The organism is Paracoccus cavernae (genome assembly GCF_042430175.1).
Classification (GTDB): domain Bacteria; phylum Pseudomonadota; class Alphaproteobacteria; order Rhodobacterales; family Rhodobacteraceae; genus Paracoccus; species Paracoccus cavernae.
Genome location: NZ_JBHMDZ010000044.1, coordinates 44,483 through 68,521, shown reverse-complemented (window position 1 = coordinate 68,521; position 24,039 = coordinate 44,483). Strand labels below are relative to the sequence as shown.

The following is a 24,039-nucleotide window of genomic DNA, read 5'->3' as shown; positions in this document are numbered from 1 at the left end:
CAACCACCCCCCGATGTCTCAGCTTTTGCGCAAGGCGTTCAGCAATGCCGCACCCAAAGCGCCGGTCTGGTCCGAAGATTTGGGCGCGCTCTGGAAATTGCCGCCGGATTTTCCGGCTGCGGGCTTGCCTTGCGCCCCCCCTCGCCCCTGCGGCGCGGGCTTCTGGCCACCGCGCGCGGCCCCGCCCGCATTGCCGCGTTCGTCCGAGCCGCCGCCGTCTTTGCGCATCGACAACCCGATGCGTTTGCGCGCGACATCGACCTCGGTCACGCGAACCTTGACGACATCGCCTGCTTTCACGACTTCATGGGCATCTTTCACGAAACGGTCGGCGATCTGGCTGATATGGACCAACCCGTCCTGATGGACACCGATATCGACGAAGGCCCCGAAAGCGGCGACATTGGTGACGGTCCCCTCCAGCAACATGCCGGGGCGGAGGTCTTTGATATCCTCGATCCCGTCGGCAAAACTTGCGGTGACGAAATCGGGGCGCGGGTCGCGGCCGGGCTTTTCCAGCTCGGCCAGAATGTCGCGCACGGTCGGAAGGCCGAAGCTGCCGTCGACGAAATCCTCGGCGCGCGCGCCGCGCAAAGCCTCGGGATGGCCCATGATCTGGCGGATGTCGCGGCCGCAGGCCTGAACGATTTTCCGCGCGACGCCGTAAGCTTCTGGGTGCACGGCCGAGGCGTCAAGCGGTTCCTCTCCGTCACGGATGCGCAGGAAACCCGCGGCCTGTTCAAAAGCGCGCGGCCCGAGGCCGGTGACTTTCAGCAATGATTTCCGCGACTTGAACGCGCCATTCGCCTCGCGATGGGTGACGATCGCCTGCGCGAGCGAAGGCCCCAGCCCCACGACATGCGACAAAAGCGAGGCCGAAGCCATATTGAGATCGACGCCCACCGCGTTCACCGCATCCTCGACCACGGCTTCAAGCGCGCGGGTCAATTGGCGCTGGTCGACGTCGTGCTGGTACTGCCCGACGCCGATGGATTCCGGCGGGATCTTGACCAGCTCGGCCAAAGGATCCTGCAGACGCCGCGCGATCGAGGCCGCACCGCGCAGCGACACGTCGAGATCGGGAAACTCCTTGGCCGCCAGTTCCGAGGCCGAATAGACCGAAGCGCCGGCCTCGGACACGATGACCTTGGTCGGCGCCTTCACGGTTTTCGGCAATTGCTTGAGCAGATCGCCGACCAGCCGTTCGGTCTCGCGAGAGCCGGTGCCGTTGCCGATGGCGATCAGCTCGATCTTGTGGCGCGCAATCATTGCCGCAATCGCGGCCTGCGCGCCCTGCACATCCATGCGCGGCTGGAACGGATAGACCGTCGTCGTCTCGACCAGCTTGCCGGTGGCATCGACCACGGCAACCTTGACGCCGGTGCGGATACCGGGATCAAGCCCGATGGTCGGGCGCGCGCCCGCCGGAGCCGAGAACAGCAAGTCCTTGAGATTGCGCCCGAAAACCTTGATGGCATCATCATGGGCGCGTTTGCGCAGATCGGTCAGCAGGTCGATATACATCGTATTCGTCAGCTTCACCCGCCAAGCCCAACCCGCAACCCCGCGCAGCCAGTCATCGCCCGGACGCGAGCCCAGATCGCCGATTGCCGCCGCGACCATACGCTCGGCGCGCGGCGCGCCGGTTTCCGGATCGGGGGCGATTTCGATGGTGACGATATCTTCCTTGGCCGCGCGCATCACCGCAAGCGCGCGATGCGAGGGCATATCGGCCCATTTCTCGCGGTGGTCGAAGTAATCCGAGAATTTCGCGCCCGCCTCTTCTTTTCCGGCGACGACTTTGACGCCGACCACGGCCTCGTTGCGCATGAATTCGCGCAGACGGCCCAGAAGCGGGGCGTTCTCGGACAGTTCTTCGGTCAGGATGTCGCGCGCGCCGTCAAGCGCGGCTTTGACATCGGCAACGGCCTCGGAGACATAGCCCTCGGCCAGCACTTTCGGATCGACGCCGCGATCCGAGACGATGCGACGCAACAGCGGCTCCAGCCCGTTTTCGCGCGCGATCATCGCTTTGGTGCGGCGCTTGGGCTTGTAGGGCAGGTAAATATCTTCAAGCGTGGCCTTGGTTTCGGCCACGGCAATCGCGCGCGCGAGATCGTCCGTCAGCTTGCCCTGATCCTTGATCGAACCGAGGATCGAGGCCCGCCGCGCCTCGAGTTCGCGCAAATAGACCAGACGCTCGGCAAGGTTGCGCAGCTGGGTATCGTCCAGCCCGCCCGTCACCTCTTTGCGGTAGCGTGCGACGAAGGGGACCGTCGCGCCGCCGTCGAGCAGCCCCACGGCCGCCGTGACCTGCGCGGCCCCCGCCCCGATCTCTGATGCGATTACGCGGGCAATGCGGTCGGCTACGTCCATGTCACTTCCTTTCGGGGCCTGTCTGGTCCGACCGTCATAGCGGTTCGGCCCCCTCCGATCCAGAGGCGGCCCCGCCTGCGACCGGCGCTATTTCGCCAAACCGGCGCGGGCGGGCGGGCCATCCGCGAAACGGTCCGTCGCGCGGATGAGGGCGTCTCGGATCCCCGCCTCGCCCGAGGAATGGCCCGCGCCCTCGATCAGGTGGAAGGCGGCATCGGGCCAGGCTTTCGCCAGTTTCCACGCCGTCGCCATCGGGCAAGGCATGTCGTAGCGGCCGTGAATGATTGCGCCCGGAATGCCCGCCAGACGATGGGCATCGCGCAGAAGCTGGCCCTCTTCGAGCCAGCATCCGTGAGTGAAATAGTGGTTCTCCAACCGCGCGAAGGCCAAGGCGTAATGGCCGTCGCTGAAATCCGCGACCAGCTCGGGATCGGGCAGAAGGGTGATCGTCTCGCCCTCCCAGATCGTCCATGCTTTGGCGGCTTCAAGCTGCGCCACGGGATCCGCGCCGGTCAGGCGCTTGCGGTAGGCCGCGACCATATCGTGACGCTCGTCCTCGGGGATCGGGGCCTGAAACTTCTCCCATTTGTCGGGGAACATTTCCGAGACGCCGAATTGATAATACCAGTCGATCTCGGCCTTGGTGACGGTATAGATGCCGCGCAGGATCAGAGCCGAGACGCGCTCGGGGTGGGTTTGGGCATAGGTCAGCGCCAGGGTCGAGCCCCAGGAGCCCCCGAAAACGAGCCAGTTTTCAACACCGACCTTGCGGCGCAACAGTTCGATATCGGCCACGAGATCCCAGGTCGTGTTGTTCTCGAGCGAGGCATGGGGCGTCGAGCCGCCGCAACCGCGCTGGTCGAACAGCAGGACGTCATAGCGGGCGGGGTCGAAGAAACGCCGTGCGCCGGATGAAATGCCGCCCCCCGGCCCGCCATGCAGAAAGACCGCGGGCGTGGCACCTTTGGTGCCGACGCGCTCGTAAGCGAGGCTATGGCCGCCGCCGACTTCGACCATGCCGGTCTCGTAGGGGGTGATTTCGGGATAAAGCGCGCGGAGATCGTTCATGGTCGGCCTGTCTTTTGGGATATGTTTAGCCCTGCTCCACGCCTGCCGGCAAGGCCCGCGGGAGCGCAGGATGCGCAGAGAATGACTGCAACTTTAAGAAGAAATATCGCCCGAAGTCTGAAACCTTTCCATGAGCCGAAGCACGGAAATTCCGCATCAGATGAACATATTAGGAATTTGTTAACGGCAAAAATCCGCCGAGAATTTTGTGCCGGCCAGCTAATAAAACCGCATTTTATTGGGGTTCGGCAATGCGGTGACACAAGCCCTGCGGGCGCCGTCACGACGTTAACCACGATCGGCGGAAAACCGCTTTTGTCTTGGCAGCTCGGCCGATTGCCGACATATTCAACCATGCGGGGATCATCAGAAAGCTGCGCCGTTGCCGACAGCTCGCCCGATTTTAACCAGTAGCTCCGATCAATGGTATTCAGGGAGTAGGGCAATGACCAATAAAGGCAAACTCGAGGCGCGAAACTGGACCAGCGCGATGCTGGCACTCTGGGCCGCATTTCTGGCCGCAGCCGCCACTTTCGCCGTCAACCGCATTCCGTTCGAAACGCGCATTCCGCTGGAATGGACGCAAGCCTTCAACATCCAATCCGAACCCGTCGGGGTCTGGGGGCTTTTCGTCGCCCCCGCCGCGCTGGTCGCAATCGGACTTTTGGCCCGCAGCTCGACCGTCTGGCTGCCGCGCCGTCCGCGTCAGCGCCACATGCTGTGGTATGTCGTCTTTGGCGTGATGATGGCGCTGGCCGTCATCCAATATGTGATGCTGCGGGACGCCTTCCACGCGGCGGGCACGCTTTGATCACGAACAGCTAGCACTCCCGCCGGACGCAGCCGCATGACGCGGCCACGAAACGGCGGGATGTCGGCCCCTGCCCTGAACAGCTGTCGGGGCGGGGCTTTTCTTTGGCGGATCAGCCGTTTTTCTGGCGCTGGCCTTCGGCCTGACAGGCGGCATCAGCCGCTTTGACCGACATTGCGGCCGGACGGTCGATCGAGCGGTCCCAGGTGGTGAGGCTCTTGGTGTAAAGCTGGCAGGTCACCGGACCTTGTGCGGATTGCACCACGACCGGCGTGGTTTCGTAATTTTCCGGCGTCGCGCAGGCCGAGAGGCCGAGAACGACTGCGATCGGGGCGATGAGGGCAATTTTTTTCATGTCTCTGAACTTTGCAAAAGGGATGACAAGAGCCTTGCGGCAACGGTGGCGGAAGCGTTCAACGGAAGATCTCGATCGGGACAGACTACACGAGAACCGGAGAACAAATAGTTCTTAAGGGTTTATTTTTCATAAACAAATCACAAGGATTCGCTTTCTCATAGCCCGAGCCTCCCCCTGCTTCAACCGCAAGTCGACGCTACGTTAAACAATTTCGTTCAGTTCCCTTTTTCGACCCGATCCATACCGAATCACCCGCGCGCGCTCTGGACTGTTGGCGCGCGAGACGTGACCTTGGCGTCATAAAAGCCGGACCGGAATTCGAGGGAGGAGAAAGATGACCAATCCGCTTTACGACGCGCTGATCGCGCCGCAGGCAGGACGTGCGACGCCGTTGCTTTATCTGGGGGACGACAGCACGGTCTCGGGGCCCGATTTCGTGGCCCAGACCCACCGCTTCGCCCATGCGCTTGGCGCGCTGGGGCTCAAGGCGGGAGACAGGCTGGCGGTCCAGATCGAGAAATCGTCCGCCGCTTTGGCGCTTTACGGTGCCGCCCTTGCCTCGGGCGTTGTGTTTTTGCCCCTCAACACCGCCTATACCGCCGAGGAAGTGGCCTATTTCGTCGAAAATTCCGGCGCGGCGCTGCTGGTCGGGGATCCGGCCAAGGCCAACAGCCTTGCCGCGGTTGCGGCCCGCTTCGGCGCTGGGTTCGAGACGCTGGACGGTGCGGGCGGCGGCAGTCTTGCCGCGGGCGCGGCGACGCAGAGCGAGAGCTATTTCCCCGTCGCGCGCACCCGCGACGATCTCGCGGCAATCCTTTACACCTCGGGCACGACAGGGCGCTCGAAAGGCGCGATGCTGAGCCATGCCAACCTGCTTGAGAATGCCGAGGTTCTGGCGCGCGAATGGCGGTTCACTGCGGATGACACGCTGCTCCACATGCTGCCGATCTTTCACACCCACGGGCTTTTCGTTGCCTCGAATGTCGTGCTGCTTTCGGGTGGCGCGATGGTGTTTCTGCCGGCGTTCAAGCCCGAGCTCGTACTGAAACACCTGCCCAAGGTCACGACGATGATGGGGGTTCCGACCTATTACACCCGCCTTCTTGCCGAGCCCGCCTTTGACCGCGCGGCCACGCGGCACATGCGGCTTTTCACCTCGGGATCGGCGCCGCTTCTGGCGGAGACCCATCGCCAGTTCCAGGAGCGCACCGGCCACCGCATCCTCGAACGCTACGGCATGACCGAGACCAATATGTCGACCTCGAACCCCTATGAGGGCGAGCGGCGGGCGGGCACCGTCGGCTTTCCGCTGCCCGGCGTCGAGCTGAAGATCACCGATCCCGAAACCGGCGCCGAACTGCCGCAAGGTAGCCCGGGCATGATCGAGGTTCGCGGCCACAACGTCTTTCGCGGCTATTGGCAGATGCCCGAAAAAACCCGCGAAGAGCTGCGCGAAAACGGCTTTTTCATCACGGGCGATATCGGGGTGGTGGATGCGGAAGGCTATGTCTCGATCGTGGGGCGGCAAAAGGATCTGATCATCTCGGGCGGCTACAACATCTATCCCAAGGAGATCGAGCTGATCCTCGACGAACAGCCGGGCGTGCTCGAAAGCGCGGTGATCGGCGTGCCCCATCCCGATTTCGGCGAGGCGGTGGTCGCCGTCGTCGTGCCGAAGCAGGGTGCCACGCCGGATGCGGCCGTGCTTGAGGCCGCGCTGAGCGGGCATCTCGCGCGGTTCAAACAGCCCAAGGCCTATGTTTTCGCCGAGAGCCTGCCCCGCAACACGATGGGCAAGGTCCAGAAGAACCTTCTCCGCGATGCGCAAAAAGACCGGTTCGAAGGGTAGGCCATGCAGATCAACGAGCTTTCGGCGCAAGAGATCGCGACCGCGATTGCCGGCCGCAACCTGCGCCCTTCCGAGGTGATGGCGGCCTGTCTGGACCGCATCGCCGCGGTCAATCCCGCGATCAATGCCGTGGTCAGCCTGCGCGATCGCGATGCGCTGATGGCCGAGGCGCGGGCACTGGACGATGCCCCGCCGAACGGCGCCTTGTTCGGCCTGCCCGTGGCGATCAAGGATCTCGCCCCCACCAAAGGCATCCGCACGACCTGGGGCTCGCCGATCCATGCCGGTCATGTGCCTGCGGCCGATGCGCTGATGGTGGCCCGCATCAAGGCGGCGGGCGCGATCGTGATCGGCAAGACCAATACGCCCGAATGGGGCCACGGCAGCCACACGTTCAACCCCGTCTTCGGCGCGACACGTAACCCCTATGACCTTGCCCGTACGCCCGGCGGATCCTCGGGCGGGGCGGCGGCGGCGCTGGCGGCGCGGATGCTGCCTCTGGCCGACGGCTCGGACATGATGGGCAGTCTGCGCAATCCGGCGGCCTTTTGTAACGTCTACGGCTTCCGGCCGAGCTGGGGCCTCGTGCCCGGCGATGCGGGCGGCGAGAGCTTTCTGTCTACCATGGCGACCGAGGGCCCGATGGCGCGCAGCGTCCAAGATCTCGCGCGGCTCCTTGGCGTCATCTCGGGGCCGAACCCGCAGATGCCCTTCGGCCTGCCCGCGCGCGATTTCCTGACGGAGGTGGAGGCCGCCCCCGCCGATCTGCGCGGCAAACGCATCGCCTGGCTCGGCGATTGGGACGGGGCCTATCCCTGCGAGCCGGGCATTCTGGAGGCCTGTGCGGGCGGGCTCGACGTCCTGCGCGGCCTCGGGGCCGAGGTCGTGCCCCTTGCCGCCCCCTACCCCGCCGAAAAGCTCTGGCAGACATGGATCACCCTGCGCGCCATGCTGAACTACGGTGCGAAAAAGTTGCTTTGGGATGATCCGGCGAAACGCGCGCTGCTCAAACCCGAAAGCGCATGGGAGATCTCGACCGGCGCGAGCCTTTCGGCCGAGGCGGTCTACGAGGCCTCGACCATCCGTTCTAAATGGTATGCCCGCGCGCATCGGCTGTTTCAGGGCTATGACGCCTGGGTCATGCCCACGGCGCAGGTCTGGCCCTTTGCGGTCGGGGAGCGCTGGCCGCAGGCGATCAACGGGCGCGCGATGGACAGCTATCACCGCTGGATGGAGGTGGTCGTCCCCGTTTCGCTGATCGGGCTTCCGGCGCTGAACGTGCCTGTGGGCTTTGGCGCAAGCGGCCTGCCGATGGGGATGCAGATCATCGGGGCGCATGGACAGGACGCGGCGGTGCTGGCTATGGGCGAGACCTATCACCGCGCGACGCTTTGGCCGCAGAAGCATCCGCCGGTAATCGCTCCCGCGGGTGGTCATCCCGACGAAGCCCGATCCGAGCAGGGCCGATAACCGGCTGACGGAGCTGACAAAACCTTGACCGGCGCCGAACCTGTTTCCGCGCCGGAAATTAATTTCCACGGCCTGCGCGAAACTGATCCAGCGCAAGTCGGGAGAAAGGAGTTTCGGCTAGGTTTTTATTAGAGAGAAACCGAATCCCGCCAAGACCGGTGCCGCCCGCGCCTGACCGTCAAAAGGATAGCCATGCCCAAATGGCCGAAATTCCCGCCCAATAGAAACGAGGCCCGTGCCTCGGGCATGCCCTTCGCCGATGATAGCCGTGACAACGATGCCCATGCGGCGGGATTGCGCGCTTCCGGCGATTGCGGCGGCGATTGCTGCTGCGCCACGGCGGTTGCCGCTGATGCCGCCTCGGCCGGAACGGCCTCCCCCGCGGCCGCGCCCGCCAAACGGCGCCGCTGGCCGCCCTTGCCTTGGGCGCTGCGCAACCGCCGCAAGCCCGTTCTGATGCGCGAAGCGACAGGCGCGGCCGGAACAATCACGCAGGGCGAGGGTGCCAAGGCTGCGCCGCTCAACGCCGGTTTGATCCGCTCGGTCCTGTGCAAGACCCGCAACCCCGCGACCGGCGAAAGCCTGATCGCCATGATCGAGGAAGTCGCGATCGAGGGCAGCTCCATCTGGGTGGTGATGCGGGTCGAAAATACCGAAGCGCCCATCACGATCATGCACCGTCTGGCGATCGAACACGCGCTTTACGCCCTGCCCGCCGTCAGCCATGTCGAGATCCTCTCTAGCCGCCATCCCGTGGTGGCGGAAGCGACCTGTAGCGGGCCGGAGTCCTGAGCGCCAACCCCTCCGGCACCAGCGGCAAGCCCTAGCCCGACAAGGCAACGGGCAGAGGTTTCCCCCTGCCCGCCCGGGCCGTCCCGCACCTTCCGGCGCGGGGACCTTTATGATTGCGCAGCCCTTAGGGGCGAACGGCGGTCACTTCGATTTCGACCAGCCAGTTCGGGTTGACCAGCGCGTCGACGATCATCGCCGAACGCGACGGCAGGTTCGGCTGTGCCTCGGTGCCGAAGAACTGGGTATAGCCCTCCATGAAGCCCGCGAAATCGGCGGCCTGACCCTCGGGAGCAACGAGGAAGACCTGCATCTTGACGACATCGCCCATGGTCAGGTCGAGATCCTTCAGCGTCGCCTCGATCGAGTTCAGGACGCTGACGGTCTGGGTCTTGGTGTCGCCCCAAGCCGCTGCGGTTTTGGGATCCGCGCTTTCATCGGCAACCGAAGGAACCATGCCGCTGACATAAACCGTCGTCTTGCCTGCGGGGATCTCGACCGCGCGGGCAATCGGGAAATCCGAGCCGGGCGTCTTGTGGCGGATGATGTCCTGGGCATTGGCCAGAAGCGGCGCCGCACACAGAGCTGCTGCAAGAGCAAAAGTCTTTTTCATAGTCACTTTTCCTTTTTGGTCGCGAGATTGGGTCGCGTAGGTAGAAGAAAGGGCCCGCAGAGGGCCCTTTCAAGACGTTAGCGAATTGCGGCGACCTCTTCGGCCGTCGTTTCGCCTTCGTAATTATTACCAAGATTGTGGCGAACGTAATTCACAACCGCGGCAACCTGCGCATCATCAAGCACCCCGCCGAGCGGCGGCATGCCTTTATAGCCGTTCACGACCCATGCCATCACCGCATCGGGCGATTCCACGAAGTCGCTGTTGGCCAGCGCCGGATAGTGGCCCGCACCAACCGCGCCCTGCCCTTCCGGCATGTGGCATGCCGAGCAGATGGCGTTGTAGATGTCTTTGCCTTCTTTCTGCGGCAGGTGGTCGGCCGCACCGCTCTGCACGAAATCCTGTGCGAAAGCTGCGCCCGAGACCGCCATTGCAGCAGCGAAAACGGCCAAAGAGATTTGACGTTTCATGACAATATTTCCCTTCTCTACCGCTTACGCGCCGATGACATGCTGGTGGAGACGCTCGATCGCATTGAGCGCCGAGAGGATCGCGCCTTCCTGCCATGCCGGCAGATAGGAGATGTGCTCGCCGGCCATCAGCGTGCGCTGGTCCATCTTGCAGGCATTGTCGTAATGCGCCGCCATATCGCGCCATTCGCCGTAGCAGCCGAGCGTCCACGGCACGCGGTGCCATGCGACGGCGACGCCGTTCGAATATTCCTCGCGGTACTGCGGGTGGATGAGCGCACCGTATTCCAGCGCTTTCTCGATCCGCTCTTCCGCCGGAATGGCGTTGAACTGATACGAGGCCGCACCCCAGGAATAAGCCGCCAGCAGAACGCCCGGGCCATCGCTGAAGAAGTTCGTCGACGGATAGGAGATCAGCGTGATCGGGGTGTTGGTGTACGAGATACCGCCGTAGATATGCTCGTCCTGCTCCCAGAAGCGGCGCTTGAACTCGAGGCCGACCTTGATCGAGGACGCATAGGAAACGTCGTCGATGGCTGCGGTCATATCGGGACCGAAGTTGTGGTCGATCTGGCCCAGAACCGAGAACGGGATGGTGCAGATGCAGTAATCCGCGCTGACGGTTTTCTCTTCGGTGCCGCCGTTCGCATCGACATAGGTCGCGGTCACGCCGGTGTCGCCGCCTTCGATCTTGATGACCTTGGCGTTGTAGGTGATCAGATCCTTGACTTCTTTTTCGAAGCCCTGGGCGATCATGTCCATGCCGCCGACCGGCTCGAAGATCGCAGCCTGGTGGTCGATCGACTCACCGGTGATGAGATCGTTCCACAGACGGCCCTGCAGGATATCCTTGAGCGAGATGATGTCGGATGCGACCGGCGCTGCGCCGACCCCGCCGCCCGGATCCTTCTCCCAACCGCGATAGGTCGAGGTGGCGTCCGATTTCACATAGGCGAGATCGTCGTTCAGAACGCCGTAGCGCTTGAGCGACTCGACCAGCAGTTCGGCATCCTCGTCGTTCACCAGCTCGTCGAGCTTGCTCTGGTTGACGGCTTTCGCCAGCAGCTCTGCAATCTGGCCACGGTAATCCGACTGGATTTCCTTGAAGCGCTGCGGCTTGCCGCCGAAGGCTTCGGTGCTGTGCAGATAGGCATTGTAGTTCTGCTGGACGAACGGCTCGAGCTTGACGCCGAAACGTTTGCAGTAATCGAGAACCGCATAGTGGTCCGACGGAATACGCCACGGGCCGGGGTTCAGATAGTTGCCTTCCGCGAATTTGACTTCCTGTTTGAAGCCGCCAAGTTCGGTGTAGACATCGCCGCCGCGCAGCGTCCAGCAACGGCCGCCCGCTTTTTCGCGATATTCCAGAACCTGCACTTTATAGCCGGCATTGCGCAGCTCGAGCGCTGCGGTCATGCCTGCGAGGCCTGCACCGAGGATCAGGACCGAGGCGCCCTTGGGGTCGCCTTCGAGCTTGATCGGGCCGGTATAGGTCGAGGGGGCCGCATAGCCCATGCCCGACATCGCCGAATACATTGCCGAAGCGCCGGCGGCAAAGCCGACCATCGCCAGCAAGTCCCGGCGCGACATTCCTTTTGAAATCTCTGACACGCTTTTTTCTCCTTCACCCAAAAGTCTTGCGACCTTTTGACACAGCATCTCTGGCTCCGATCGACAAGGAAAAGCAAGATCCTATATCGATTTGACAAGATTTCAGTGCTATTTCAGTTGGTTAGATTGAAATAAGTAAATTTTGCTGCCTTATCACGGACTCTCACGGGTTTGTGACAGCCACATCAATCGGCACAGGTGCTTTGGCGCGATACTCATACTTTTGTATCATATGCCCACAAGGATTCCAATGGCTTGCAAGCTCCCTCATTTTCATCTGTGAACCAAACCGCAAGGAGCCTGTCTGGTGATATTTTGCGGGTCTTGTCGCAGAGCGGATGAAAAAAGGTCGATGTGGTTTTTGGGTCCTTTGCGCATTCTGCATTCGCGTGACGTTTGGTGGAGAAACCAGCGGACTGCGATCATCATAGCATTCCGCAACGAAAGAAGGAATGCCTGTTTCGATTTAGTTGATCACGGATCGTCAACAGAACCGCCCTGCCCTAGCATCTATTCTTATTGCCTTAGCGCGATCCGGCAATCGGGTTGACCGTTCAGCTTGGTTCCGTGGCCGTGGCCGGATCAGGAATGCGAGAAAGTTTTGATCGGAGATCCCTTGGCGGCTGTTGGCTCCCGCATGAGGATTGACCAATGCCTCGTCGTGGCGCGGGAAGGATGTTGCCCTTCGGGCTTCTGATCGATTGTCTTTGGCAGCCTGGGCATGTGCCACTGAAATATATGAAGGAGGGATTGATGCGAAGGATTATCCGCAACATCAACCCTTGCCGCGTCCACTCAACAGAGACTTCTGTCGCAGCGGCTTCCATCTTTGTCTCGACGCGTCAAAACGAACGCAAATCCTGATTGCGCTGATCCGGCTTTGGATCGTAGATCGACCAGCCACGATTTCGCCAGATCACAGGCTATCCCGAAAAGCTCGAATAGAGGTCACAAAGATCGCCAATCAATCCAGGCGGCTTCGGGAAAAGTTCACAGCTGTGAACACGCCCCGTCGGTCAATTGGCCAGCGCTCGGATCATCGGCATGGTCGAGAACTCACCAGCAACCGCTTTTTTGGCCAGACTGCGCAAATAACTGCCCGGCGAGCGGATATCGTTCAGTCGTTGCAGGATCGCCGCCAAAGTCGTCGCGGCATTCTGCGCACCCATTGCACTCTTGGCATGTTCCCAAGCAGAGCTGCAAATCCCCAACATCGGCCGCACTTGCTCGGCAAGCCGCATGAAGTCGGTCCAATTCCTGACCGGATCAAGCGCATAGTTCAAAATCTCTGGGCAAGCACCTATCACCATCGACAAGGGGACCGCCTGAGGCTCCAACCGTTCCGTATCCCGGTTTTCTATGCAAGATTCAGATTCATTAATTTCTTTTTTTTGACTCTGATAGTGCTGCTCGTTTTCGACGTCAGTGGTGCTCGTTTCAACCGTTTCGGCAGGGGTTCGAACGGCTTCCACAAGGGTGCCGCGAAGACGCGACAGAACTTCTTCGAGGCGGGCGGCGATCCTTTGCAGGGCAGAGAGGTCAAGCTTGCGGCGCAAGATCTTGGTGAGCTCCAGATCGTCCTCCAGCAGTCCCTGAAGCGCGTCCTGTCCATCCATCTGCATCAGCTCGACCAGCCCGCGCAGATCCCGCCGCATCAGGCTGATGGTCAGCCGCAAGGAGGCGATCTCTGCGGCTTCGGCACGAATGCGATCAGCAGCGGCGAGAATGCGCGGGAACAGGTGGGGCAGGGGGGAGAGGTCGAAACCGAAGGCCTGGGCCACGCCGCCAAACTTGCGCTGGTAGCGTTTGCCGTTCGGGCTGTCGCGCCGCAGAATGACGCCGGCCTCAACCAGATTGCCGAGATGCCGCCGCATGGTCGAACAGGGCATGCCGTTCAGACGCTCGCAGATCGACTGGTTCGAGGGAAAGACAACCATTTTCTGCGGCTGGTCCAGCGTCACGGCCGGATAGTAGCTCAACAGAACCTGAAGAACCGCCAAATCGCGGTCGGTGAGGTTGAAATCGGCGCGCGCGACCGAGAGTTCGCGCAATACGTCCCATTTCGCGATGGCTTGTGCCGGAAGCGGCGCAGCCGCCATCGCCTGATGTTGCAATTGCGCAGCATCAATCATCCGCCGAAACGGCGTTACAGGGGTGTAACCCATTCAAATATCACGAAGACAAAGATATCCCGTCTGCAGAATCACAAGGACTTGCAGTTTCAGCCGGTTACGATTACCTTGGACTTGCTACAATCGAAGGGGTCTCGTGAGGTGAATGCTTTGCGGGACCTTTTTCTTTGACTTGTTCGTGCCTCCTTACCTGTTTCTAAACTGCCTCAAACTTCACCCGCGTTGTTGCCAGCGGTTGTGAAGGTCTTCGATCGCATCGGCGGCCTCTTTTTCGAGCCAACGTGCGAATTCCTCGTTCTCGATGGTCAGATCGAGCCGCAGACCGTCCTTGGTGCGCTTGATCTTCCCGGCGGGCTTGCCGCCAAGCGTCAGAACCCCGAGCTTGACCGCTTTCACCCGTGCGCTCGGCACTGTCGCCGCTTTGCGTAAAGCTTTGCTTACCGCATCGAACGCTGCAACAGAGGGGTCCGTTGCTTCGGGATCGGCGCTGCGGCGTGCCTCGAGGGCGATGTCGATCTGATCCTCGGGCAGGGCGTCCGAAGCCGCCAGTTCGGCCACCAGAGCCTCCCACCGCGGCCGTCCGATCCCGTGGGCCGGACCGATCGCATAGGCGAGGTCACGGCCGACCGAACGGGCCACCGAAAGCGCCATCGAGATCGCCGATTTCGAGACGTTCAGCACCTCGGCCACCTCGGATTGGGTGCCGAAACCGCTTTCCAGAAGCTCATGAGCGAACAGGGCGCGCTCGATGAAGCTCAGGTCACGTCTTGCAGTGTTTTCAGAGGCTTGCGCCTTGATTGCATCGGCATCATCCATCGCCGCGATCATGGCGCGGACCTTGGCGACACGCTCGGAAGAGCGCACCGCCTCGAGCCTGCGCCGCCCGTAGACCAGCAGGTAGCGTTCGGGGTCCTGCGGGTCGCGCCTGACCAGAATCGGCACGGTTTGCCCGACCGATTCGATCGAGGCGCGCAGATCCGCGATATCGGTCAGATCGAGGCGGTCGGCCTTGCGGTCGTCGGCGATCTGCTCGGGGTCGAGCTCCCAGATGCGGTGGCTGTCGACGGCGTCACGCGCCGAGCGCAGGGCCCGGTTCGTCATCATCATCGACGGCGTCGCGGCCGGCGTCCCCGCATTCGCTAGGGTATCGAGCATCGACATGCGGCGTTTTTTGCTATCCGTCATCATCGACCCCATGTCTTCTGGATGAGGTCGGAGATCTCGTCATTGACCGCATTCACGCTTTCGATCGCGCGGTCGTAGGTCGAGCGCGTGAACGCCGAGCGTTCGACCTCGTAAAGCGTCTGTTTGGTCAGGCCGGCGTCGGAAATCGCGGTGGATTTCAGCATCGGCGCATTGAGAACCTTGTCGCCATACATCGTGCGCAGGAAGGCCACGATGCGGTTTTGCGGCGCATCCGTCGGTTCGTAGCGCGTCAGCAGATAGCGCATCCAGTCATGCGACATATCGGCACCGCTTTCGGCGATGACATCCATCAAATCGGCGGTCATGCGCAGGAACTGGCTCATCGACATGACGTCGAGCATCTCGGGGTGGATCGTGACCAGCACGCCGGTCGCGGCCGAAAGCGCCGACATCGTCAGGAAACCCAGCTGCGGCGGGCAGTCGATCACCACCACGTCGTAATCGGCATCGACCTGCGCCAAAGCATCGCGCACGCGGAAGAAAAACAGCCCCGCTTTGCCCAAAGCAAGGGCGCGGGGGGTCTCGTGCTCGAATTCCATCAGCTCGAGGTTGCCCGGAATCAGGTCGAGATTCGGGATATAGGTCTTGCGGATGACCTCGCGGATCGGGGCGGGGTCCTCGTAGCGGATCGCGTCGTAAAGCGTGCCGCCGTCTTGCAGGTCGTATTCGGGCTGGACCCCGTGCAAAGCCGTCATCGAGGCCTGCGGGTCAAGGTCGATCGCCAGAACGCGGTACCCCTTGAGGGCGAGGCGCTGCGCCAGATGTGCCGAGGTCGTGGTCTTGCCGGAGCCGCCCTTGAAATTCATCACGCCGATGATCTGGAGATGGTCGCCCTCGCGGCGTCCGGGCAGGTAGTCGCCGGGCTTTCGTGCAGTCTTTTCAAGGAGTTCGCGCAAATCCTGCAGATCTTGCGCCGAATAGAGACGCCGGTTGCCGCTGGACATTTCGGGCGAGGGGCCCTTGCCGTCGAGATGCAGTTTGCGCAGGTAACTGTCGTTCACATCGAGAAGCGTCGCCGCCTCGCCGGAGGTGAACCTGCGCATGGTTTTGGCGGCATCGGGCGGAAACAGGCTTGCGCGCTGCGCATGCAGCTGGTTGGCAAGCCATTCCGAATGTTCCCGGATGACTGTATTAAGATCACCGTTCGCGTCGTCTCTGCTCATATTATCCTGCCCAAGGCGTGTTCACGTTTTTTGTCGTTTGAGCGCCATTTTTCGTGACTATCAATCAGCCGCCCATTTCTTGCAAGTGTTTTCACCACTTTAGCCGCCTTGTCTCGAGGAAAGCGGCCAATTGGCGTGAATTGGACCATTTTGGCGACAAGGAGGCGACAGGTCCGCATCTTGAGGGTGCAGAATCGCGGTGCGGCGCCCTGCGGGAAAACTACCCCGTCCCGCGCCGGAATGCGACGATTCGGGCGCGGGGTTCTCGTAGGGGAGGGCAGGGGGCTCAGGCCAGCGCGGTCTCGACCAGCGCGCCGATCTTGAGAAGGTAGCGGTCCTGATACCAGCCCGTCACAAGCTGGAGGCCGACGGGTAGTCCGTCGCGGGTTTTGCCGCAGGGCATCGACAGGGCGGGGTGGCCGGTCAGGTTCATCGGATAGGTATAGGGGTACCATGCTCCGCGAATGGTTCCGGCAGGCTTGCCCGCGATCTCGACGATGCCGTTCGGGTCTCGGTCGATCCGCAGCGGCGGCGCGGTCAGCACCGGCGACATAATCACGTCGAAGCGCGCAAGCTGGTCCTGGATCTCGCGGAAGCAGCGGGTGCGGGCAAAGGCCGCCTCGGACAGGTCGATCGCGGAAAGCGCGCGCCCTTCGGTGATGCGCTGGCGTAGGGTCTCGTCCAAAAGATCGCCGTGGCGGTCCATATGCGGCCCCGAACGCGCGGCAAGACCCGCGCGCAGAACCGTCAGAAACACCGGCTCGAGCGCGTGGAAATCCATCGCGATCTCTTCGACCTCGGCGCCCTCGCGCGCAAGGCGCCCGACGGCGGCAGAGGTGACGGCGAGGGTCTCGGCCTCGATGGGGGTACCCGCAACCGGCAGCCAGCCGATGCGCAGACCTTTGAGCCCGTCAAGCTCCTGTTCGGGCGGCAGGCTGGCCTGACCATAGGGGTCGCGGCTGTCGAAACCGGCGATTGCCTCGAACATCAGGGCGGTATCGGCGATACCGCGCGCCATCGGGCCGATATAGGAGTTCGCGCCGAAGAGATCGGGCAATTGCAGATGGGGCACCATGCCGAGCGTGGGCTTCATGCCGACCACGCCGCAACAGGCCGCCGGAATCCGGATCGAGCCGCCGCCGTCGCTGCCAAGCGCGATCGGCCCCATTTTCGCGGCAACCGCGACGCCCGCGCCCGAACTGGAAAAACCCGGCGTGCGGTCGGGATGGGTCGGGTGATAGGTCCGCCCCGAGACCGGCGAGACCGGCTCGGGCTTGTGCCCGAATTCGGGCGTCGTGGTCTTGCCCAGCAAAACCGCGCCGCTTGCGCGCAGTCGCGCCACCGAGACCGCATCCTGCGCGGGGATATTGTCGGCAAAGACCTTGGAGCCGTGGGTCGTGCGCACGCCCGCCGTGTCGATCAGATCCTTCGCGGAATAGGGAATCCCGTCGAGCGGGCCGCGCAGCGCGCCGACGCGGGCGCGTGCGTCGGCGTCGCGGGCGGCCTCAAGCGCCAGTTCCGGCACCACGGTCACGAAAGCGTTCAGATCGGCACGGGCCGCGATCCGGTCAAGCGCGGCCTGAGTTGCCTCGACGGGCGAGAGGCTGCGGTCGCGAAAGGCGCGGGCCATCTCGCGGGCGGTCATGTCGATGATTGCGGCCATGCGCGGCCCTCCTTCAGATCATGTTGCGGCCGCCGTTGATGGCGATCGTCTGGCCGGTGATGAAACGGGCCTCGGGGCTGGCGAGATAGGCGACAAGGCCCGCGACCTCTTCGGGTTCGGCGATGAAGCCGAGGGGCGTCGCCGCGACCAGAGCCGCCAGCGTTTCCTGCGGGATGCGGGCATGGGCCTCGGTTCGGATCGCGCCGGGGCAGACCACATTGACGGTGACGCGGGCAGGGGCCAGCTCGCGCGAGAGCGCGCGGGTAAAGCCGATGATCCCCATTTTCGCGGCGGCGTAATCGGCCAGCCGCAGATCGCCCGAAAGCGCCGCGTCGCTGGCCATATTGATGATGCGTCCCGCGCCGCGGTCCCGCATTCCGGGTGCGAAGGCACGGCAGAAACGCATGGTCGTCATCAGGTTGATTTCGGTGACGAAGCGCCAGACATCCTCGTCCGAGTCGCAAAACAGCCCCGCGCGTTCGCGCCCGCTTTGGCCGAGATTGTTGAACAGGATATCGGCGGGCCCGAAAGTCGCCTCGGTTTCCGCCAGCACTTCGGCCGGTGCATCGGGGTCGGTCCCGTCCAGCGCGATCGAAAGCCAGCGGCCCTCGTCTTCGGCAGGGGCGGGGGCTGCGCGCAGATCGACGGCGACGACATTCGCGCCCTCGGCCCAAAGCCTGTGCGCGGCGGCAAGGCCGATCCCGCCCGCGCCGCCGGTGACGATGGCGGTCGCGCCGTCCAGTCTGTTCATGGCAACCTCGTTTGCTGCGCTTTAGTGGAAGGTCCGCCCGCCATCGACCGCAAGGGCAATGCCGGTGACATAGGATGCGGCGGGCGAGGCAAGCCAGACGATCGCCTCGGCCAGCTCGTCGGGGCCCGCGATGCGGCCGAGCGCATAGCGCGCGCGGATCTGTTCGAGCCGTGCATCGGGATCGGGGTGGCTTTCGTAGCTCGTGCGGAAAAGCGCGGTATCGACCGCGCCGGGGCAGATCGCATTGACGCGGATCCCGTCCTTGGCCCATTCCATCGCCAGCGATTTCGAGAACATCACCAGCCCCGCCTTGGCCGAGCAATAGGCCGCGCGCTCGGGCAAGGGCGACAGGCCCGCACCCGAGGACAGGTTCACGATCGCCGCGCCCCCTGCGCCTCCCGATGCCGCAAGCGCCGGATAGGCCGCGCGGCAGATGCGCATCGTGCCGGTCAGGTTGATGTCGAGCACGCGCTCCCATGCCTCGTCCGACATGTCGGCGGTCGGCGCTTCCAGATCGACGCCCGCGCAATTGACCAGAATATCCAGCCCGCCAAGCCGCCCGATCACGCCGCCGATGGCCGCACGGATCGCAAGCGTATCGCGCACATCGGCGCAGGCGCTGGCGGCAAATCCGTCGGCGGCATCAAGCGCGCTTTGGTCGCGGTCGATGATCGCGACTTGGGCCCCGCGCGCGGCCAGCATCCGCGCCGCCGCAAGCCCGATCCCCGCCGCACCGCCCGTCACCAGCGCGCGCTTGCCGTGTAGCCCCTCGCTCATGCCGCGGCGCCCAGCTTGGCCTGAAGCGCGGGGCGCAGCGCCTCGGCCACGCGGTCGCAGCGATCGATCCAGATCCTCGGTTTGGTCAGCGCATGCTGGATGAAGCGGTCGAGCAGGATCGCGCCCGAGGGCTGGCCGATGAATTCGGGATGGCAGGCCAGAACCATCAGACGGTCCTCGGCGTGAAGGGTGTCGAGCTCCCAGCTCCAGGTATCAAGCACCTGCGGCGGCGAGGTGATGGTGCGGCCGGGCAGGATTTTCGAGAATTGGAAATAGGGGCTGTCGGTGTTGATGTAGCGGAAGGGCAGCTCGACCACATCGCTCACCTCGTCGCGGATCCTGAGCAGATAGGGGCTGTCGTCGTCGAAGAAATTCGAGGAATAGCCGAAGCCGAACTGTTTGATCAGATCCATCGTATAGGGCGTGACCTCTGCCGCGGGGCTGCGCCAGCCGCGCGGGGCCTCGCCGGTGGCCTTGATGATCGCGGCCTGCGCCTTTTCCATCTCCTCCAGTTCTTCCTCGGGGGTGAGGGTCACGATCCAGCGGTGGGTATGGCTGTGGTGGGCGATCTCGTGGCCGTCCTTCAGCAGGGCCTCGATGACTTCGGGATGGGCCTCGACGACCTGACCCGGCACGAAGAAGGTCGAGCGCAGCCCGTAGCGGCGCAACACATCCATCACGCGCCAGACCCCGACCTTCCAGCCGTAAGCGCCTTGCGACATCAGGATCGGGCGCTTGTGCGCCTCGGGGTCGCGGGCGGTCCACATGGTTTCGCAATCGAGATCGAAGGTCAGCAGAAGGGGAAAGCCGTGCGGGGTGAGGCTCATCGGGATGCTCCGCGTAGAAAGGTCGGGAAGGGTTCAGAAGAAGCGGGTGAAATTCACCCAGCGCTGCGCGAGGATCAGCGCAACGGCCGTGCCCGCGATCATCAGTGTCGAGGCGGCCGCGATCGAGGGATCGACGCCATGTTCGACCGCGCCGAAGATCTTGACCGGCAGGGTCGTCTGGCGCGGGGTCAGCAGGAAGATCGTCACCGGCACGTTGTCGAGCGAGGTCACGAAAGAGAAGATCCCGCCCGCCACCAGCCCCGGTTTGATGATCGGCAGCGTCACCAGCCGGAAAGCGGTAAAGCCGTTCGCGCCAAGCACGGTCGCGGCTTCCTCGATCTGGGGGTTGATGCCGGTCAGCGAGGACATGGCCGAGCGCACGACATAGGGCAAAGTGATGATCGCATGGGCTAGAACGAGGACGAAGAAATGTCCGCGCAGCCCGATCATCGTGACATATTGCAAAAGCGCGACCCCGATCACCACCGCCGGAAAAACCAGCGGCGCCATGATCAGCGACATGATCGCGTCGCGGCCGGGGATCAGGCGGTGATGGAGCGCATAGCTCGCCGCCGTCCCGAGGATCAGCGACAGCGCCGTCGCCAAAGTCGCAAGCCAGAGACTGGTCGAGATCGCCTTGAGATAGCTCGCGTCATTCAGCACGGCGCGGAACCAGTCCAGCGTCCAGCCCTGCGGCGGGATCGTCAGATAGGTGGTTTTGGAAAAGGCCGCGAGCATGATCACGATCGTCGGCAGGTTCAGAAAGGCGAGGATCAGCGTCGCCGCAAGGGCGAGCTTCCAGCCCGGTGCTTTCGCCATCATCCGGTAATCCCCCGCGTCACGCGCGCCGACAGCCGGTTCGCGCCCCAGATCAGGCCAAGCGCGATCGCGGTCAGCACAAAGGCCAGTGCCGCGCCCGAGGGCCAGTCGAGATTGGTCATGAATTCGTCATAGATCTGCGTCGCCATCACCTGATAGGTCGGCCCGCCCAGCATCCGGGGCGTCACCAGTGCCGAAATCGTCAGCACGAAGACGAGGATCGAGCCGGTGACGATGCCGGGCAGGGCCAAGGGCAGGGTGATCGTGAAGAAAATCCGCGCCCGTCCGGCTTTCAGGATCGAGGCGGCGGCCTCGACATCCGCAGGGATCGCCTGCAATGCGGGGACCAGCATCAGCACCATGAAAGGCACATAGATCTGCACCAAGCCGATCATGACGCCCAAAGTGTTATACATCAGATCAAGAGGTTGCGCGATAAGACCCAGATCCAGAAGCGTCTGGTTCAGGATGCCTTTCGGCGCAAGAATCACCATCCATCCGAAAGAGCGCACGACGATGTTCAAAAGCAGCGGGAAGATCACCAGCAAAAGCGCGACGGTTTGCATCCGCGGCGTAGTGCGCAGGATGAAAAGCGCCAGCGGAAAGCCGAGGATCAGGCTGACCAGCGCCACGCCGAAGCCCAAAAGCAGCGTGCGGGCGATGATTTCGAGGTAGTAACCGTCGCTCAGGATCGAGAGGTAATTGACCAGCGTCCAGCTGTCCCCCATCCCCGAAAGCCCGTCGTAATTGCGCAGGCTGAGCGCGAACATGATCAGGCTCGGGGCGAGAAAGCCCGCGACCAGAAGCACAAGAACCGGCGTGATCAGGGCCGCACCGCGCGGCAGGGCTTTCGCCATGGCTCAGCCCTCCGCCTGCGACAGATGGATGCGGTCGGGCGCGATAAAGACCAAGACCTCCGAACCCTCGGGGAACGAGGCGAGCGGCGCGCGCGAGCCGATCCGCGCAAGGATCTCGGTGCCGCCGGCAAGCGACAGGACAAGCTGGACCGAAGCCCCCTCGAAAATGCGCATGGCGATGCGGGCGGGAACCGCGCTGGCCCCGACCGCGCTGTTTGCCATGCTGCTGCTTGCGCCCGAAGCGGCGACGGCGACATCTTCCTGACGGATGCGGGCGGTCACCGGCGTGCCGTCGGCAAAGCCCTCCGCCGCATGGGAAAAGGACAGCCCCTCCGCCAGATGCAGGCGCCCGCCCGAGACCCGACCCGACAGTTTGTTCGGACTGCCGACGAAACCGGCGACAAAACCGTTGGCGGGGGTGAAATAGATCTCCTCCGGTGTGCCGATCTGCTGGATCGCGCCCTGTTCGAGCAGGCAGATCCGGTCCGACAGCGACATGGCCTCGTGCTGGTCATGGGTCACGAAAACCGAGGTCAGGCGCAGCTCGGTCTGGAGGCGCTTGATCTCGATCTGCATTTCCTCGCGCAATTGCGCGTCGAGATTGGAGAGTGGCTCGTCGAAAAGCAAAATCCCCGGTTTCGGCGCGATGGACCGCGCCAGCGCCACGCGTTGCTGCTGGCCGCCCGAAAGCTGGCGCGGATAGCGGTCGCGCATCTGGGTCAGGCGGACCTGATCGAGCGCCTCCATGACGCGGCGGTCAAGCTCGGTCCCCTTCACGCCCTGACGGCGCAGGCCGAAGGCGATATTGTCGAAGACCGTCATTTGCGGAAACAGCGCATAGGACTGGAAGACCAGCCCGATATCGCGCTTGTTGGGCGGCAAGGTGGTGACATCCTTGCCGCCGATGATGATGCGGCCTCCGCTTGGCGGCAAAAGCCCCGCCACCATCCGCAAGATCGTGGTCTTGCCGCAGCCCGAGGGCCCCAATAGCGACAGGAATTCCCCCTCGGCGACATCAAGCGAGACGCTTTTGACGATGGTCAATTCGCCGTAGCTTTTGGTCAGGGACTGGATGGATAGCGAGGACAAGGGGATCTCCGTCCTTGGAAATGCGGGTCGGGCGGGGTGGCGGCGGCCCCGCCCGACCGGACGGGCGGCGGCGGGGCCCTGTCGGTGCGGGCGAGGGTTCTGGTGGTTCCGCATCCATCCGGCCGGCGATCATCCGGCAGGTTGCACGCGGGGGTATCGGCCGGTCTTAGCGCGTGATCTCGCGCTGCCAGCGCTGGCGCCAATCGGCGACATTCTGGGCCACCGTCGCGGGATCGGGGAAATAAAGCGCCTCATAGACCGATTGCGGCACGGTTTCGGCGGCGCGGCCGGTCAGCTCGGTCTTGGTGTTGACGGGGCCTGCATACATCTTTTCGGCAAAGCAGCTTTGGACTTCGGGGGCGAGCACCGCGTCGATATATTTCAGCGCCGCCTCGGGGTTCTGCGCGCCTTTGGGGATGACCAAAGTGACCTTGATCCCGATCGCGCCCTCTTTCGGATAGACGGTCGCGATCTTCAGACCGGCGTCGGCGGCGGCCGCCGCGCGGTCGGGATACCACGGCGCCAGCGCGACTTCCTTGCGCTCGAACATCGAGATCAGCTGGTCGGCCTGGCTGTAATAGGCGACGATGCCGGGGGTGATCTCTTTGATCGCCGCGAAACCGGGGTCGAGATTGTCGATATCACCGCCGCGCAGCTTGGCCGCCGCGATCAGGAAATGGACGCCCGCCGTGCCCGCAATATCGGGCAGCGCGATCTTGCCCTGATTGGCGGGATCGAAGATCGCCTCCCAGCTGTCGGGCGCGGTCGGGAAGACCTCGGGATCATAGGCCAGCGCGGTCGCGCCCCATTGGTACTGGACGGCGGTCTTGTCTTCGCTGATCGCGCCGGCGACCAGATCGGGAGCATTGGTCAGACCCTCGACCGCGATCTGTTCCAGCAGGCTCTCGGCGGCAAGCTGGGTCGAAAAGGAATTGTCGATATAGACGATATCGTAATCGGACTGGCCCCGCGTGGCGCGGATCGTGGCGGCAAGCTGCGAGGAGTTCCCCTCCTGCAGCACGACCGTGTCGCCGGTCGCCGCCGCGAAAGCGGGGATATGGCAGGCCTCGACCGCTTTGGCGAAATTGCCGCCGAAACCGCCGACGATCAGTTCGTCGGCCGCTGCGGATTGGCCGGCTGCGGCCAAAGCGATCGCCGAAAGGCCGGCGTGAAGGATGGCGGTTTTGCGCATGGTTGGCGTCCCTGTCGTGACATATCCGGTTCTTCTTTTGGCAAACCTAGGACAGATTCCGCGTTTCTGTCCAGAATAATCTTTTACGAAAGGTATATGAAAGGATCTTGCGCGATCTTTTCTTTCGCAGCGTCTTTGCAGGGGCGGG

Annotated in this window: 21 protein-coding genes; 4 read left to right on the top strand and 17 right to left on the bottom strand. The window is 63.3% G+C overall.

Translation table 11 applies throughout. From position 1 onward, the window contains the following. Positions 1-18: 18 nt before the first annotated feature. Together ACFFUC_RS14355 and pip are read right to left on the bottom strand one after the other, a co-directional pair. Positions 19-2,376 (bottom strand): Tex family protein, encoded by a 2,358-nt coding sequence (locus ACFFUC_RS14355; RefSeq protein ID WP_377687378.1) that lies wholly within the window; start codon positions 2,374-2,376, stop codon positions 19-21. A gap of 87 nt (positions 2,377-2,463) precedes the next feature. Next, positions 2,464-3,444, bottom strand: coding sequence for a prolyl aminopeptidase (gene pip, locus ACFFUC_RS14350; RefSeq protein ID WP_377687376.1), 981 nt, complete (start codon positions 3,442-3,444; stop codon positions 2,464-2,466). 445 nt (positions 3,445-3,889) lie between these two features. On the opposite strand from pip, the gene ACFFUC_RS14345 reads away from it, so the two are divergent. Then, positions 3,890-4,255 (top strand): hypothetical protein, encoded by a 366-nt coding sequence (locus tag ACFFUC_RS14345; protein WP_377687374.1) that lies wholly within the window; start codon positions 3,890-3,892, stop codon positions 4,253-4,255. Positions 4,256-4,367: 112 nt separating this feature from the next. Here the strand turns inward: ACFFUC_RS14345 and ACFFUC_RS14340 are convergent, their stop codons facing one another. Then, positions 4,368-4,610: a hypothetical protein gene (locus tag ACFFUC_RS14340; protein WP_377687373.1), complete on the bottom strand. Its 243-nt coding sequence runs from the start codon at positions 4,608-4,610 to the stop codon at positions 4,368-4,370. Between the two features lie 337 nt (positions 4,611-4,947). On the opposite strand from ACFFUC_RS14340, the gene ACFFUC_RS14335 reads away from it, so the two are divergent. The 3 genes from ACFFUC_RS14335 to ACFFUC_RS14325 all read left to right on the top strand — a co-directional run bounded on the left by ACFFUC_RS14335 (position 4,948) and on the right by ACFFUC_RS14325 (position 8,724). Further along, positions 4,948-6,462, top strand: a complete 1,515-nt coding sequence (locus ACFFUC_RS14335) for a malonate--CoA ligase (RefSeq protein ID WP_377687371.1) — start codon at positions 4,948-4,950, stop codon at positions 6,460-6,462. A gap of 3 nt (positions 6,463-6,465) precedes the next feature. After that, positions 6,466-7,932 (top strand): amidase, encoded by a 1,467-nt coding sequence (locus ACFFUC_RS14330; RefSeq protein ID WP_377687368.1) that lies wholly within the window; start codon positions 6,466-6,468, stop codon positions 7,930-7,932. Positions 7,933-8,124: 192 nt separating this feature from the next. After that, positions 8,125-8,724 carry a hypothetical protein gene (locus ACFFUC_RS14325; RefSeq protein ID WP_377687366.1) on the top strand — a complete coding sequence of 200 codons (600 nt, stop codon included), beginning with the start codon at positions 8,125-8,127 and terminating at the stop codon, positions 8,722-8,724. A gap of 124 nt (positions 8,725-8,848) precedes the next feature. Here ACFFUC_RS14325 and ACFFUC_RS14320 read toward each other — a convergent pair whose 3' ends face one another. The 14 genes from ACFFUC_RS14320 to ACFFUC_RS14255 all read right to left on the bottom strand — a co-directional run bounded on the left by ACFFUC_RS14320 (position 8,849) and on the right by ACFFUC_RS14255 (position 23,891). Further along, entirely contained in the window at positions 8,849-9,334 is a 486-nt protein-coding gene (locus ACFFUC_RS14320; protein ID WP_377687364.1) for a RidA family protein, read from the bottom strand. A 77-nt stretch (positions 9,335-9,411) separates the two neighbouring features. After that, positions 9,412-9,804 carry a c-type cytochrome gene (locus ACFFUC_RS14315; RefSeq protein ID WP_377687362.1) on the bottom strand — a complete coding sequence of 131 codons (393 nt, stop codon included), beginning with the start codon at positions 9,802-9,804 and terminating at the stop codon, positions 9,412-9,414. A gap of 24 nt (positions 9,805-9,828) precedes the next feature. Next, positions 9,829-11,415, bottom strand: a complete 1,587-nt coding sequence (locus ACFFUC_RS14310) for a flavin monoamine oxidase family protein (protein ID WP_377687360.1) — start codon at positions 11,413-11,415, stop codon at positions 9,829-9,831. Positions 11,416-12,431: 1,016 nt separating this feature from the next. After that, positions 12,432-13,580: a plasmid replication protein RepC gene (gene repC, locus ACFFUC_RS14305; RefSeq protein WP_377687358.1), complete on the bottom strand. Its 1,149-nt coding sequence runs from the start codon at positions 13,578-13,580 to the stop codon at positions 12,432-12,434. A gap of 180 nt (positions 13,581-13,760) precedes the next feature. Next, complete coding sequence (gene repB, locus ACFFUC_RS14300) at positions 13,761-14,732, bottom strand: plasmid partitioning protein RepB (RefSeq protein WP_377687356.1); 972 nt, start codon at positions 14,730-14,732, stop codon at positions 13,761-13,763. Continuing rightward, positions 14,732-15,916 carry a plasmid partitioning protein RepA gene (gene repA / locus ACFFUC_RS14295; RefSeq protein WP_377687353.1) on the bottom strand — a complete coding sequence of 395 codons (1,185 nt, stop codon included), beginning with the start codon at positions 15,914-15,916 and terminating at the stop codon, positions 14,732-14,734. Before repA ends, repB begins: the two co-directional genes overlap by 1 nt. 286 nt (positions 15,917-16,202) lie before the next feature. Further along, a complete protein-coding gene (locus tag ACFFUC_RS14290; protein ID WP_377687351.1) occupies positions 16,203-17,579 on the bottom strand; it encodes an amidase in 1,377 nt (458 codons plus the stop codon). A gap of 13 nt (positions 17,580-17,592) precedes the next feature. Then, on the bottom strand, positions 17,593-18,330 hold the full coding sequence (locus ACFFUC_RS14285) for an SDR family NAD(P)-dependent oxidoreductase (RefSeq protein WP_377687349.1): 738 nt from the start codon (positions 18,328-18,330) through the stop codon (positions 17,593-17,595). A gap of 21 nt (positions 18,331-18,351) precedes the next feature. Next, on the bottom strand, positions 18,352-19,107 hold the full coding sequence (locus ACFFUC_RS14280) for an SDR family NAD(P)-dependent oxidoreductase (protein ID WP_377687347.1): 756 nt from the start codon (positions 19,105-19,107) through the stop codon (positions 18,352-18,354). Then, entirely contained in the window at positions 19,104-19,934 is an 831-nt protein-coding gene (locus ACFFUC_RS14275; protein ID WP_377687345.1) for a polysaccharide deacetylase family protein, read from the bottom strand. Before ACFFUC_RS14275 ends, ACFFUC_RS14280 begins: the two co-directional genes overlap by 4 nt. A 33-nt stretch (positions 19,935-19,967) precedes the next feature. Next, positions 19,968-20,756: an ABC transporter permease gene (locus tag ACFFUC_RS14270; protein ID WP_377687344.1), complete on the bottom strand. Its 789-nt coding sequence runs from the start codon at positions 20,754-20,756 to the stop codon at positions 19,968-19,970. Then, positions 20,753-21,610, bottom strand: coding sequence for an ABC transporter permease (locus ACFFUC_RS14265; protein WP_377687341.1), 858 nt, complete (start codon positions 21,608-21,610; stop codon positions 20,753-20,755). Before ACFFUC_RS14265 ends, ACFFUC_RS14270 begins: the two co-directional genes overlap by 4 nt. A 3-nt stretch (positions 21,611-21,613) precedes the next feature. Continuing rightward, positions 21,614-22,699 (bottom strand): ABC transporter ATP-binding protein, encoded by a 1,086-nt coding sequence (locus ACFFUC_RS14260; protein WP_377687339.1) that lies wholly within the window; start codon positions 22,697-22,699, stop codon positions 21,614-21,616. Between the two features lie 166 nt (positions 22,700-22,865). Continuing rightward, positions 22,866-23,891: an ABC transporter substrate-binding protein gene (locus ACFFUC_RS14255; RefSeq protein WP_377687337.1), complete on the bottom strand. Its 1,026-nt coding sequence runs from the start codon at positions 23,889-23,891 to the stop codon at positions 22,866-22,868. Positions 23,892-24,039: the final 148 nt, after the last annotated feature.

Excerpts from the sequence above, each read along its gene's own strand:
- ACFFUC_RS14355 (WP_377687378.1), bottom strand. The coding sequence starts at position 2,376 with ATGGACGTAGCCGACCGCATTGCCCGCGTAATCGCATCAGAGATCGGG.
- pip (WP_377687376.1), bottom strand. The coding sequence starts at position 3,444 with ATGAACGATCTCCGCGCGCTTTATCCCGAAATCACCCCCTACGAGACC.
- ACFFUC_RS14345 (WP_377687374.1), top strand. The coding sequence starts at position 3,890 with ATGACCAATAAAGGCAAACTCGAGGCGCGAAACTGGACCAGCGCGATG.
- ACFFUC_RS14340 (WP_377687373.1), bottom strand. The coding sequence starts at position 4,610 with ATGAAAAAAATTGCCCTCATCGCCCCGATCGCAGTCGTTCTCGGCCTC.
- ACFFUC_RS14335 (WP_377687371.1), top strand. The coding sequence starts at position 4,948 with ATGACCAATCCGCTTTACGACGCGCTGATCGCGCCGCAGGCAGGACGT.
- ACFFUC_RS14330 (WP_377687368.1), top strand. The coding sequence starts at position 6,466 with ATGCAGATCAACGAGCTTTCGGCGCAAGAGATCGCGACCGCGATTGCC.
- ACFFUC_RS14325 (WP_377687366.1), top strand. The coding sequence starts at position 8,125 with ATGCCCAAATGGCCGAAATTCCCGCCCAATAGAAACGAGGCCCGTGCC.
- ACFFUC_RS14320 (WP_377687364.1), bottom strand. The coding sequence starts at position 9,334 with ATGAAAAAGACTTTTGCTCTTGCAGCAGCTCTGTGTGCGGCGCCGCTT.
- ACFFUC_RS14315 (WP_377687362.1), bottom strand. The coding sequence starts at position 9,804 with ATGAAACGTCAAATCTCTTTGGCCGTTTTCGCTGCTGCAATGGCGGTC.
- repC (WP_377687358.1), bottom strand. The coding sequence starts at position 13,580 with ATGGGTTACACCCCTGTAACGCCGTTTCGGCGGATGATTGATGCTGCG.
- repB (WP_377687356.1), bottom strand. The coding sequence starts at position 14,732 with ATGACGGATAGCAAAAAACGCCGCATGTCGATGCTCGATACCCTAGCG.
- repA (WP_377687353.1), bottom strand. The coding sequence starts at position 15,916 with ATGAGCAGAGACGACGCGAACGGTGATCTTAATACAGTCATCCGGGAA.
- ACFFUC_RS14290 (WP_377687351.1), bottom strand. The coding sequence starts at position 17,579 with ATGGCCGCAATCATCGACATGACCGCCCGCGAGATGGCCCGCGCCTTT.
- ACFFUC_RS14285 (WP_377687349.1), bottom strand. The coding sequence starts at position 18,330 with ATGAACAGACTGGACGGCGCGACCGCCATCGTCACCGGCGGCGCGGGC.
- ACFFUC_RS14280 (WP_377687347.1), bottom strand. The coding sequence starts at position 19,107 with ATGAGCGAGGGGCTACACGGCAAGCGCGCGCTGGTGACGGGCGGTGCG.
- ACFFUC_RS14275 (WP_377687345.1), bottom strand. The coding sequence starts at position 19,934 with ATGAGCCTCACCCCGCACGGCTTTCCCCTTCTGCTGACCTTCGATCTC.
- ACFFUC_RS14270 (WP_377687344.1), bottom strand. The coding sequence starts at position 20,756 with ATGATGGCGAAAGCACCGGGCTGGAAGCTCGCCCTTGCGGCGACGCTG.
- ACFFUC_RS14265 (WP_377687341.1), bottom strand. The coding sequence starts at position 21,610 with ATGGCGAAAGCCCTGCCGCGCGGTGCGGCCCTGATCACGCCGGTTCTT.
- ACFFUC_RS14255 (WP_377687337.1), bottom strand. The coding sequence starts at position 23,891 with ATGCGCAAAACCGCCATCCTTCACGCCGGCCTTTCGGCGATCGCTTTG.